This is a genomic window from Microbacterium sp. H6, from assembly GCF_003314775.1.
Taxonomy (GTDB): Bacteria; Actinomycetota; Actinomycetes; order Actinomycetales; family Microbacteriaceae; genus Microbacterium; species Microbacterium oxydans.
Window position 1 is genome coordinate 1067 of record NZ_QOAY01000264.1, and the last position, 12111, is coordinate 13177.

General features: G+C 67.2%; 12 protein-coding genes. 6 read left to right on the forward strand and 6 right to left on the reverse strand.

Annotation, left to right across the window (positions count from 1 at the left end):
• The first annotated feature begins 129 nt into the window (after positions 1-129).
• The 3 genes from DSP71_RS17450 to DSP71_RS17460 are packed head-to-tail and all read left to right on the forward strand — an operon-like array spanning position 130 to position 2134.
• A complete protein-coding gene (locus DSP71_RS17450) occupies positions 130-774 on the forward strand; it encodes an SRPBCC family protein (RefSeq protein ID WP_113681698.1) in 645 nt (214 codons plus the stop codon).
• Positions 771-1454, forward strand: coding sequence for a DUF4166 domain-containing protein (locus DSP71_RS17455; RefSeq protein WP_113681699.1), 684 nt, complete (start codon positions 771-773; stop codon positions 1452-1454). The genes DSP71_RS17450 and DSP71_RS17455 overlap by 4 nt, the downstream gene beginning before the upstream one ends.
• On the forward strand, positions 1451-2134 hold the full coding sequence (locus DSP71_RS17460) for a DUF4166 domain-containing protein (protein ID WP_113681700.1): 684 nt from the start codon (positions 1451-1453) through the stop codon (positions 2132-2134). The genes DSP71_RS17455 and DSP71_RS17460 overlap by 4 nt, the downstream gene beginning before the upstream one ends.
• Here DSP71_RS17460 and DSP71_RS17465 read toward each other — a convergent pair.
• From DSP71_RS17465 to sdhC, 6 genes are all read right to left on the reverse strand, one after another.
• Positions 2128-2967, reverse strand: coding sequence for an exodeoxyribonuclease III (locus tag DSP71_RS17465; protein WP_179516118.1), 840 nt, complete (start codon positions 2965-2967; stop codon positions 2128-2130). The genes DSP71_RS17460 and DSP71_RS17465 overlap by 7 nt on opposite strands.
• A 10-nt stretch (positions 2968-2977) precedes the next feature.
• The gene (locus DSP71_RS17470; protein WP_058631792.1) at positions 2978-4186 is read right to left on the reverse strand and encodes a YihY/virulence factor BrkB family protein; all 1209 of its coding nucleotides are present in this window, start codon (positions 4184-4186) and stop codon (positions 2978-2980) included.
• Positions 4187-4337: 151 nt separating this feature from the next.
• Entirely contained in the window at positions 4338-5105 is a 768-nt protein-coding gene (locus DSP71_RS17475) for a succinate dehydrogenase iron-sulfur subunit (RefSeq protein WP_058631793.1), read from the reverse strand.
• 2 nt (positions 5106-5107) lie between these two features.
• Positions 5108-6934, reverse strand: a complete 1827-nt coding sequence (sdhA, locus tag DSP71_RS17480) for a succinate dehydrogenase flavoprotein subunit (protein ID WP_046748937.1) — start codon at positions 6932-6934, stop codon at positions 5108-5110.
• 17 nt (positions 6935-6951) lie between these two features.
• A complete protein-coding gene (locus tag DSP71_RS17485; protein WP_058631794.1) occupies positions 6952-7401 on the reverse strand; it encodes a succinate dehydrogenase hydrophobic membrane anchor subunit in 450 nt (149 codons plus the stop codon).
• Positions 7401-7835 carry a succinate dehydrogenase, cytochrome b556 subunit gene (sdhC, locus tag DSP71_RS17490; RefSeq protein ID WP_072591539.1) on the reverse strand — a complete coding sequence of 145 codons (435 nt, stop codon included), beginning with the start codon at positions 7833-7835 and terminating at the stop codon, positions 7401-7403. The genes DSP71_RS17485 and sdhC overlap by 1 nt, the downstream gene beginning before the upstream one ends.
• 151 nt (positions 7836-7986) lie before the next feature.
• Here sdhC and DSP71_RS17495 point away from each other — a divergent pair, with 151 nt between their 5' ends.
• The 3 genes from DSP71_RS17495 (at position 7987) to DSP71_RS17505 (ending at position 12030) form a co-directional block, all read left to right on the forward strand.
• The gene (locus tag DSP71_RS17495) at positions 7987-9102 is read left to right on the forward strand and encodes a mannose-1-phosphate guanylyltransferase (protein WP_113681701.1); all 1116 of its coding nucleotides are present in this window, start codon (positions 7987-7989) and stop codon (positions 9100-9102) included.
• Positions 9103-9262: 160 nt separating this feature from the next.
• Positions 9263-10384 (forward strand): BMP family protein, encoded by a 1122-nt coding sequence (locus DSP71_RS17500; protein WP_058631796.1) that lies wholly within the window; start codon positions 9263-9265, stop codon positions 10382-10384.
• 131 nt (positions 10385-10515) lie between these two features.
• Positions 10516-12030, forward strand: a complete 1515-nt coding sequence (locus tag DSP71_RS17505) for an ABC transporter ATP-binding protein (protein ID WP_046748941.1) — start codon at positions 10516-10518, stop codon at positions 12028-12030.
• Positions 12031-12111: the final 81 nt, after the last annotated feature.

Consider the following 12111-nt stretch of genomic DNA (forward strand, 5'->3'; position numbering starts at 1 on the left):
CTGGAGCAGCGCGCCGATGTAGTTGCCGATCTGGAGGGAGTCGGCGGAGGGCTGCATTCCGGAGTAAAGGCGAGGTCTCGTCACGGGATCAATCCTATGCGGTTCGTGCGGTGCCCCTACGATGGGCGCATGGCCTCCGCATCTCCCCGTCAACGGTCGCGGAAGGATCGGGCCCTCTACGTCGAGGTGCTGATCCGGGCTCCCCTGGACGATGTGTGGCGGCTCACCCAGGACCCGGCCTCGCACGTGCGATGGGATGCGCGTTTCACGGACATCGCGCCGCAGCGCACCAGGGCGGACGGAGCACAGGAGTTCCGATACGAGCTCGATCTCCGGCTGCACACCATCCGCGGGACCGGCATCTCGCTGGCGACGAAGGAGAGCGCTGCGGGGGAGCGCACCTCCGCGTTGCTTTTCGATACCGAAGACGCGTTCTCGCCCCTGGGCACAGGGCGCGGATACTGGCGGTACGTGCCGACAGAGGACGGCGTGCGGTTCCTCACGGGCTACGACTACGCCCCAGGATGGGGCTGGATCGGACGAGCGCTCGATCCGCTCATCACCCGACGCTTCGTCTGGTGGCTGACCGCGAGGAGCTTCGACCGTCTCCGGCTGTGGGCCGAGGCGGGGATCCCGCCCGAGCAGACGAGTGGATGGAGGTCGTTGCGCAGAGGCCGACGTCCCCGTGCCCGCAATTGCCTCTCGCGCCCGCCCCGACATGGCGGACGCACCATCATGCAGGACGCGCCCGAGTCGCTCGAGGCCATCGGATGAGCGCGGGGCGGGGGATCTTCGAGCGTGCGCTGGGAGACGATTTCGCCCGGCTCCACCCCCAGCTGCAGCGACGATTCGGGGTCGGGGTGGATGCGGGATACGGCTGCATCGGACGCGGCGTGATGTCAGAGGTGCGTCGCGGACCGTGGTGGACGTTGCCTTTCCTGCTGGTCGGCACCTTCCGCAACATCCTGTTCCCCGAGCGCGGGAGCGAGGTGCCCTTCCGTATCGACAACCACGCGTATATCGACGACTTCGGGCGCGAGACCGTGACCTTCGTGCGGACCATGGATGTGCGGCCGGGGCGACGCCGCCGGTTCGACGCGACCATGATCTACAGCGACGCCCGCCGGAGGGTCGTCGACTACCTGGGCACCCATCAGCACCTCGCCGTCGACCTCGACCTGGAGGTGACCGACGACGGCGCACTCCTGCTCACCTCGGGCGCACAGCGCTTCTACGAGGGGCGGTTCGCCTTCCGGTTCCCGATGCTGTTCAGCGGTCGCGCCAGACTCCTCGAGCGCTACGACGATGAGCAGAAGCGGTACCTCATCGACCTGGAGATCCACAACGACGTCTTCGGGTTCCTGTTCGGCTACCGAGGCGCCTTCACGTGCGAGTTCGTCGAGGGGCCGGCACCGGCGACCGTGAAGCCCTACCGCGAGGAGGTGAGGGAGTGACCGCTCGCGGTGCGGCCTTCCTGGAGGCGCTGGGCGAGGAAGCCGAGCGGCTCCACCCCGAGATCCTCGCGCAGATGCGTGTCCACGCGGATCCGGGGCGACCGGACCTCGACAGCGCCGACGGCGTGTTCACCGTCGCCGGCAGCAGGTTCGGCCGGCTCTCCGTTCTCGCTCGCCCCGTCGTCGGGCCCGGTCTGCTCGTCACCCGGCTCGCGAGGCATGTGCCGTTCCGGATCGAGACCGCATCGGCACGCACATCCTCGGGCCGGGGCGTGCTCGCCACCGTCCGCGAGTTCCGCTTCCCCGGTGCGACGCAGTATGTCAGGGATCGGCTCTTCGCGACGGGGCATCCTGGGCTGGTCCAGAACGCACTGGGCGATCGAGGCCGGGTCGAGATGCTCGAGCATTGTTCGGTGACGTCCGACGGCGCGCTGCGGATGCGCACTCGTGCCGTCCGCCTGCGGTTCGGGCGGTTGCGCATCCCGCTGCGTGGACCTCTTCGCGTCGACGTCGATCTCGTCGACGGCTGGGACGAGGTCCACGGTCGTCGCACGATCGACATGCAGGCAGTGAGCCCCCTGGTGGGAACAGTGCTGGAGTATCGCGGCTGGTACCGCTACGCGCCCGGCAACGGCCACGCCGTCACGGATGGCGACGGCGTGGCCGGCTCCGATCAGTAGCGGTAGTCGACGACCACCGGCGCGTGGTCGCTCCAGCGCTGGTCGTAGGCGGCGGCGCGCGCGACGTGATAGGTCTCCACGCGCTCCGCAAGAGCGGGCGTCGCCAAGTGGTAGTCGATACGCCACCCGGAATCGTTGTCGAACGCCTGCCCACGCATCGACCACCAGGTGTAGGGGCCGTCGACCTCCCCGTGGAATGCCCGGCCGACGTCGATCCAGCCGAGGCCGGTGCCGACGGTGCCGTCGACACCCGAGACCTCCGTACCCGCCTCTCCGAGGAACCGGTCGAAGTAGGCGCGCTCGCGTGGCAGGAAGCCCGCCTTCTTGCGATTGCCGCGCCAGTTCTTGATGTCGAGCTCACGGTGGCCGACGTTGAGGTCACCGGTGACGAGCGCCAGCGCACCTTCGGTGTTGAGTTCGCCGAGACGGGTGCCGAAGGCGTCGAGGAACTTCCACTTCTCATCCTGCTTGGGCGTGTCGGCCTCTCCGGAGTGCACGTACGCGCTCACGACGGTGAGGGGGCGGTCGCCGATCAGGTAGTCGGCCTCGATCCAGCGGCCCTTGGAGTCGAAGTCGTCGGGGCCGAAATCGGTGCGCGAGGCGAGCGCGGGCGTGCGGCTGGCGATGGCGACGCCTGCCCGTCCCTTCGCGGTGGCCTCGTCGTGCACGAACGACCACCCGGGAAGCGCGGCCTCCAGATGCTCGTCCTGCCCGCGGACCTCCTGGAGCGTGAGGATGTCGACGCCCGCCTCGTCCAACCACGAGCTCATCCCGTTGCGAGCCGCCGCTCGGATTCCGTTGACATTGACCGAGGCGATACGCAGATGAGGCATGGTCCCCAGCCTAACGAGGGTCGCCGACATCCCGTCCGGAGCGGTGGTTCAACTCGGCCAGCAGGCGTCGAGCGAGCGGTGTGCTCATGTCCGCCGGCGGGGGAGGGGAGGCCTCGAGGTCGTGAAGTTCATCCTCCGCATCGCGCAATGCCCGTCCCGCGGCCCACGCCCGATACCAGGGCGCGTCGAGTCGGGCCGCACGGGCGTCACGTACGCGGATGCGGGCGGCGGTCAGGAGGGTCTGGTACTCGGCCACGCGGCGTTCCGCTTCGGTCTGCTCCAGGAGGGGTTGATCGCGATCCTGTGCGGCGACCGCGATCCAGGACGAGGCGACCAGCATGACCACGCCGTTGATGCGGAACCAGAGCAGGAGACCGATGAAGATGGCGAACGTGGCGAGCAGCGGGTTGGAGGGCGTGTAGCTGAGGAGGAAGCCGGCACCGAACTGCAGGATCGTCATCGCTCCACCGCCCAGGAGAGCGCCGGGCCAGATCGTCCCCCAGTGCAGGGAGGTGCCGGTGAGGAAGCGGACCATCGCCGCCAGCGCGCCCGACATCAGCGCGAATGACACGATGACCGCGCCGATGCGGATCAGGATGACGCCGTTGGAACCGGAGTCCCAGCCCAGGAGGCCGAGGAGCCAGCTCAGGACGGCGGCGCTCGCGGAGCTGAGGATCGATCCGGCCACCAGCGAGGCACCGAAGATCACGGCGGCGAGGAGATCGCGCGCCTTCAGGATCACGTAGCTGCGGCGATCGGGCGGCAGACCGAAGATGTCTCTGGTCGCGCGCCGGGAGAAGGTGACCCAGCCGATCGCCGTCCAGATCACGGTGCCCAGGGCGATCAGACCGGTGATGCTCAGCACACCGGTCGTGCTCGAGGCGATCTCCTGCACCTGCTCCGGTGTGATCACCCCGCCCTCGGGCTGGATGAGGTTCGGTATGTAGCTGTTGATCATCGCGATCAGACCGTTCACCGCGTCTTCACTGCCACCGAGCCAGAGACCGGCGATCGCGAAGGCGAGGTAGATGGCCGCGAAGATCGCGAACAGCGCCTGGTAGCTAACGCCCGCGGCGAGGAGGAACCCGTTGTGCTGGAGGAAGTGCCGCCACACGCGAACGGGGAACAGCCCGAGAGTGCGCTGAGTGAGCGCTGAGGCGCGTTCGACAGCGGCATCGAGACGACCGGACTCGGTCGTGGAGCCATCGGGATCAGCCACGGTCCCACCTTATCCAAGCGTCGTGTTCATCCCCGCCTCCGCCATCTCCACATGCGCCGTCTCAGGCAGAAACGCGAGAACAGGCGGCTCCGGAACGGAACCGCCTGTCCTCGCGTGATCGCCTGATACGGCTCGTGCAGGCGAAGCCCGGTCAGGGGCGGCCGCGCAGGACAGCCTGCTTGACCTCGGCGATGGCCTTGGTGACCTCGATGCCGCGGGGGCACGCCTCGGAGCAGTTGAAGGTCGTGCGGCAGCGCCAGACGCCTTCCTTGTCGTTGAGGATGTCGAGACGCACGGCGGCGTTGTCGTCGCGCGAGTCGAAGATGAAGCGGTGTGCGTTGACGATCGCCGCCGGGCCGAAGTACTGCCCGTCGGTCCAGAACACGGGGCACGACGAGGTGCACGCGGCGCACAGGATGCACTTGGTGGTGTCGTCGAAGATCTCGCGGTCGGCGATGGACTGCGTGCGCTCCTTGCCCTTCTCCGGAACGGAGTTCGCGACGAGGAACGGCTGCACCTCGCGGTACGAGGCGAAGAACGGCTCCATGTCGACGACGAGGTCCTTCTCCAGCGGCAGACCCTTGATGGCCTCGACGTAGATCGGCTTCGAGATGTCGAGGTCCTTGATCAGCGTCTTGCAGGCCAGACGGTTGCGTCCGTTGATGCGCATGGCGTCGGAGCCGCAGATGCCGTGGGCACAGGAGCGGCGGAAGGTCAGCGAGCCGTCGACCTCCCACTTGATCTTGTGCAGGGCGTCCAGCACGCGGTCGGTGGAGTAGAGCTCCACGTCGTAGTCGACCCAGTGCGGCTCGGAGTCGACCTCGGGGTTGAACCGGCGGATGTTGAAGGTGACGATGAAGGACTGGATGCCGGTCTCTTCGGTGGTGTCGGCAGGTGCCTCTGCGATGGCGGTCGACATGCTCAGTACTTCCTCTCCATCGGCGGGTAGTTGAACTCGCCCTGCTCGTTCTTCGTGAAGACGACGGGCTTCCAGTCGAGCTTGATGTGATCGCTCGGCGTGGACGAGTGCGGGTCGCCGGTCAGGTAGGCCATGGTGTGCTTCATGTACTTCTCGTCGTCGCGCGTCGGGAAGTCGTCGCGCATGTGTCCGCCGCGGCTCTCCTGGCGGTTCTGCGCGGCGTAGACCACGACCTCGGCGATGTCGAGCAGGAAGCCCAGCTCGACGGCCTCGAGCAGATCGGTGTTGAACCGCTTGCCCTTGTCGTCGACGTGGACGTTGAGGTAGCGATCGCGCAGTTCTTTGATGACGCCGAGCACGTGCTCGAGCGACTCGTGCGTGCGGAACACCTGCGCGCCCTTGTCCATCTCGTCCTGCAACGTCTTGCGCAGCACCGCGATGCGTTCGGTGCCCTGGTTGTTGCGCAGACCCTCGATCATGCCGGACACGAAACCGGCCGGGTCCTCCGGCAGCGGCACGAACTCGGCGGTCTTCACATACTCGACGGCCTTGCGACCCGCGCGCTTGCCGAACACATTGATGTCGAGCAGCGAGTTGGTGCCGAGGCGGTTGGCGCCGTGCACCGAGACGCAGGCACATTCGCCGGCGGCGTACAGGCCGGGCACGACGGTGTCGTTGTCGGCGAGTACTTCGGCGTCGTTGTTCGTCGGGATGCCGCCCATCGCGTAGTGCGCGGTCGGCATCACGGGGACCGGCTCGACGACGGGGTCGACGCCCAGGTAGGTGCGGGCGAACTCGGTGATGTCCGGCAGCTTGGTCTCGAGCACCTCGGCACCGAGGTGCGTGCAGTCCAGCAGCACGTAGTCCTTGTGGGGACCGGCGCCGCGGCCCTCCGCGACCTCCTGGACCATGCAGCGCGCGACGATGTCACGTGGGGCGAGGTCCTTGATCGTCGGGGCGTAGCGCTCCATGAAGCGCTCGCCCGAGGCGTTGCGGAGGATGGCGCCTTCTCCTCGCGCTCCCTCGGTGAGGAGGATGCCGAGTCCGGCGAGGCCGGTCGGATGGAACTGGAAGAACTCCAGGTCCTCGAGCGGGAGGCCCTTGCGCCATACGATGCCGACGCCGTCGCCCGTGAGGGTGTGCGCGTTCGAGGTGGTCTTGAAGATCTTGCCGAAGCCGCCGGTCGCGAAGATCACGGCCTTGGCCTGGAAGACGTGCAGCTCGCCCGTGGCGAGGTCGTAGGCGACGACACCGGAGACCTGCGTCTTGCCGTCGGCGTCCTTCACCGTGAGGAGGTCGAGCACGTAGAACTCGTTGAAGAAGTTGATGCCGAGCTTCACGCAGTTCTGGAACAGCGTCTGCAGGATCATGTGGCCGGTGCGGTCGGCGGCGTAGCACGCGCGGCGGACCGGGGTCTTGCCGTGCTCGGCCGTGTGACCGCCGAAACGGCGCTGGTCGATCTTGCCCTCGGGGGTGCGGTTGAAGGGGAGGCCCATGTTCTCGAGGTCGATGACCGCGTCGATGGCCTCCTTCGCGAGGATCTCGGCTGCGTCCTGGTCGACGAGGTAGTCGCCGCCCTTGACGGTGTCGAAGGTGTGCCACTCCCAGGAGTCCTCCTCGACGTTCGCGAGGGCCGCCGCCATGCCGCCCTGCGCCGCACCGGTGTGCGATCGCGTCGGGTAGAGCTTGGAGATCACGGCGGTCTTCGCGCCGGGGCCGGCCTCGATGGCGGCGCGCATGCCCGCCCCACCGGCTCCCACGATCACGATGTCGAACTGGTGGTAGTGCACGCCGTCTCGGACGACGGAATCCTGCGTCTCGGTAGTCACTTCTCGTATGCCTTCTTCTAGTACCCGACGATCGCGGCGCATTCGGACCAGAGGACGCTGTCCTCGGTCACACCCAGGCACGGGTCGAACGTGAAGACCACGAGCGTGCCGAGGATGATGAGCAGGCCGGCGGCCAGCCCGAGCGCCCAGACCAGCGACTTGCGCGCCGTGCTGTTCGTCACGTAGTCGTTGACGATCGTGCGCATGCCGTTGGCGCCGTGGATGAGGGCGAGCCACAGCATGAGCACGTCCCACCACTGCCAGAACGGCGTGGCGAACTTGCCCGCGATGAACGCGAAGTCCAGTGCATGGATGCCTTCGCCGACCATGAGGTTGACGAACAGGTGGCCGAAGATCAGCACGACGAGCACGACGCCCGAGACGCGCATGAAGATCCAGCCCCACTTCTCGAGGTTGACCCCCCGGCGGCGGCGGGCCGGAGCGGCGGCGACGGTCTGTGCGGACATCAGTGTCCCCCTCCGAATCCGGCGAACGCGAGCATCAGATGGCGGGGCACGAAGCCGGCCATGATGATGCCCCACACCAGCAGGACGCCCCAGAACAGCTGACGCTGGTACTTGGCGCCCTTCGACCAGAAGTCGACGGCGATGATGCGCAGACCGTTCATCGCGTGGAACACGATGCCGGCCACGAGCACGACCTCGCCGAGGGCCATGATGGGGTTCTTGTACGTGCCGATGACGGCGTTGTACGCCTCCGGCGACACCCTGATCAGCGCCGTGTCGAGCACGTGCACCAACAGGAAGAAGAAGATGGCGACTCCGGTGATGCGGTGAAGCACCCACGACCACATGCCTTCGCGACCCCGATAGAGGGTGCCGCGGGGGGTCTTTGACGTGGTTTCCGAAATCGACGGTGTCAAGCGGGCGCTTGTGGACACGGTCGTCCTCCCTGGATCGATGTGAACCGGTCGCGTGCGCTCAGGCACGCCCGATCGGTGTCCATCCTATTCCTGTCAGATCACTGGGAGCGACGAAGGGGAGCCTAAGTGTCTCGATGTCGAGATGTTCCGTGGGGCTACCCTGGGCAGGGTGAGCGCACCAATCAAGGATTTCTACGCAGTGATTCCCGCCGGCGGCATCGGCAGCAGGCTCTGGCCGTTGTCCCGAGCCGACGCTCCGAAGTTCCTGCACGATCTGACCGGCTCGGGGCATTCGCTGCTGCGCGACACCTGGGATCGGCTCATTCCGCTCGCGGGGGAGGATCGGATCGCGGTGGTCACCGGGCGTGCGCACCGTGCCGCCGTCGAGGCCGAATTGCCCGGCATCCCGGATCTGAACGTCTTTCTGGAGTCGGAGCCGCGAGAGTCCGCGGCTGCGATCGGACTCGCCGCGGCGATCCTGCACCGCCGGAATCCCGACGTGGTGATCGGCTCGTTCAGTGCGGACCATGTGATCCGGGGAACGCGCGTGTTCGAGTTCGCCGTCCGCGACGCCGTCGAGGTCGCGCGGGAGGGGTACATCTGCACGATCGGCATCACCCCGACGGAGCCGGCGATCGGGTTCGGATACATCAAGATGGGCCCGGAGCTCGTGGTCGACGGTGCACGGGAGGCCGCTCTGGTGGCGAGCTTCGTCGAGAAGCCCGACCTCGAGACGGCGAAGGAGTACATCGCCGATCGCGGCTACCTCTGGAACGCCGGCATGTTCATCGCCAAGGCCAGCGTGCTGCTGGACGAGCTCGCTGCGAACGAACCGGAGCTGCACGCCGGTCTGCTCGAGCTCGCCGAGGCCTGGGACGATCGCGAACGTCGAGGGCCGGCTGTCGATCGGATCTGGCCGCGCCTGAAGAAGATCGCCATCGACTACGCGGTCGCCGAGCCCGCCGCGCGACGTGGACGCCTCGCCGTCGTCCCCGGTCACTTCGACTGGGACGATGTGGGTGACTTCGCCTCGCTCACCAAGCTCATCACCAACGGCCGCAAGAACGACCTCGCGGTGCTCGGGCCCAAGGCGCGCGTGCTCGCAGACGGCGCGAGCGGGATTCTGGTCAGCCAGACGACACGCGTCATCAGCCTGGTCGGGGTGCAGGACATCGTCGTGGTCGACACCCCTGACGCCCTGCTCGTCACCACGGTGCAGCACGCGCAGCGGGTCAAGGGCGTCGTCGAATCGCTCAAGCTCACGGGACGCGGTGACGTGCTCTGACACGTGCTCCGATGAGCAGGTGCTCACGCTCATCGGCTGTCTTGATTTCAGCTTGGTAACCATTGGCCAGCACGTGCGGCGCCGGTGTGCACAAAAACCGAAACACTAGGTAACTTTGATCGATCCGCGATGGCCGCGGTTTCGTTGAGGGAGGCATCAGTTGACCATCTCCACCACCAAGAAGCTGCTCGGCGTCACCGTCGCCGCTGGCGTCGTCTTCGCACTCGCCGGTTGCGGCCAGGCACCGACCGACAAGCCCGCCGGCTCCGGCGAGCCGGTTGCCTCGGACTTCCTGCCCTGCCTCGTCTCCGACGCCGGCGGCTGGAACGACAAGTCGTTCAACCAGTCCGCCAAGGAGGGCATGGACAGCGCCGCCGAGGAGCTGGACATCAAGCCGCTCGAATTCGAGTCGGCCAATGACAACGACTACGCGCCGAACCTGGAGACCGCCGTCTCCGAGGGCTGCTCGCTGATCGTCTCCGTCGGCTTCAAGCTGTCGGCCGCCACGGTCGAGTCCGCGCTCGCGAACCCCGAGATCGACTACGCGATCATCGACGACTGGGCCGACAACGACTTCGACGGCAACGTCGACGCTCCGAACATCAAGCCGCTGGTCTTCGACACGGCTCAGGCCGCCTACCTCGGTGGCTACGCCGCCGCGGCATGGTCCGCGCAGAGCGGTGTCAACAAGGTCGGCACCTTCGGCGGAATGCAGATCCCGTCGGTCGCCGTGTTCATGGACGGCTACCAGCTCGGCGTCGAGAAGTACAACGAGGACAAGTCGGCCGCTGTCGAGGTCTTCGGTTGGGACGAGGCCACGCAGAAGGGCTCCTTCACCGGTGGCTTCGACGCGAACGACACCGCCAAGCAGACCGCGCAGGGCGTGCTCGACCAGGGCGTCGACGTGATCCTCCCCGTCGGCGGTCCCGTGTACCAGAGCGCCGCGGCCGCGATCGCGGACAGCGGCAAGGACACCCTGATGCTCGGTGTCGACAGCGACCTCGCCGTCGCCGACCCGCAGGTCGCCGACATCACGCTCGTCTCGATCATGAAGGCGATCGACGTGGCTGTGAAGGACGCGACCCTCGCCGCTGCGAAGGGCGAGTTCGACCCGGCTCCCTACGTGGGCACGCTCGAGAACGAGGGCGTGAAGCTCTCCGGCTTCGGCGACTTCGAGTCGCAGCTTCCCGACGGCCTGATGGACGAGCTCAAGACCCTGCAGGAGCAGATCGTCTCGGGTGACATCAAGGTGGAGTCCCCGAACTCCCCGACGGCCAAGTAGATCCGTCGCAGTTCCCGCACGGGGCGAGTGGTGAGCAGTACGCCACTCGCCCCGTGCCGTGGGCGGACGACGAATCCGTCCACGACTCCTCTGGATAATCTTCTGGATACTCTTCTGGATAAGGTGCAGATATGAAGCTCGAACTTCGCGGCATCACCAAGCGCTTCGGCACCCTCGTCGCCAACGATCACATCGATCTCGTTGTCGAACCGGGGGAGATCCATGCGCTGCTCGGTGAGAACGGCGCAGGCAAGTCCACCCTCATGAATGTGCTCTACGGCCTGTACCAGGCCGACGAGGGCGAGATCCTCCTCAACGATGAGGTGCAGCGCTTCCGCGGTCCCGGAGACGCGATGGCTGCGGGGATCGGCATGGTCCACCAGCACTTCATGCTCGTCCCCGTGTTCACGGTGGCGGAGAACGTGATGCTCGGTCACGAGCAGACCAAGGCCCTCGGCAGGCTCGACATCGCGAAGGCGCGAGAGCACGTGCGCTCGGTCGCCGCCCGCTTCGGCTTCGACATCGACCCGGACGCCCTCGTCGGCGACCTCCCCGTGGGCGTGCAGCAGCGTGTCGAGATCATCAAGGCGCTCTCCCGCGATGCCAAGGTGCTGGTGTTCGACGAGCCGACGGCCGTGCTCACCCCACAGGAGACCGACGAGCTGATGGGCATCATGCGTCAGCTGCGTGACGAGGGCACGGCGATCGTCTTCATCACCCACAAGCTTCGTGAGGTCCGCGAGGTCGCGGACAAGATCACCATCGTCCGCCTCGGCCGCGTCGTCGGCGAGGCTTCGCCGACGGCGACCAACGCCGAGCTCGCCTCTCTCATGGTGGGACGAGCCGTCGAGCTCACCGTGCACAAGGAACCGCCCCGCCTGGGCGAGGGCGGTTTCGAGGTCAAGAACCTCCGCGTGCTGACTCCCGCGGGCGCGATCGTCGTCGACGGTGTCGACTTCGCCGTCCGCCCAGGGGAGGTGCTCGCGATCGCCGGCGTCCAGGGCAACGGGCAGACCGAGCTCGTCGAGGCGATCGTCGGTCTCGCCGCCCGCGTCGAGGGCAGCATCGAACTGGATGGCAACGAGCTGGTCGGCAAGAGCGTGCGGGCGATCCTCGATGCCGGTGTCGGCTTCGTGCCGGAGGACCGCACCGAGGACGGCCTGGTCGCCGGGTTCTCGGTCGCGGAGAACCTGATCCTCGATCGTTCGGACGACCCCGCGTTCAGCCGGGCCGGGACCCTGCGCCGCGGGGTGCTCGATGAGTTCGCCCGCGCGCGCATCAAGGAGTACGACATCCGTACCCAGGGGCCGGAGACGCCGGCGGGCACGCTGTCCGGCGGAAACCAGCAGAAGGTCGTGATCGCCAGGGAGATGAGCCGAGAGCTTCGTCTTCTCGTCGCGGCACAGCCCACCCGTGGTGTCGACGTCGGCTCGATCGAGTTCATCCACAAGCGCATCATCGAGACGCGAGACGCCGGTGTGCCGGTGATCGTCGTCTCCACGGAGCTCGACGAGGTCGCAGCTCTCGCCGACCGGATCGCGGTCATGTACCGCGGCACGATCGTCGGCATCGTCCCCGGCGACACGCCTCGGGAGACGCTCGGACTCATGATGGCCGGAGCGGCCGAAGGGGAGGTGGCCGCGTGAGCGGAGCGACACCCGGCGCAGGAGACGTGACCAAGGGGATCCCGCCGCAGGAGCTCGCCACGAGCACCGGCACGGTTCCGC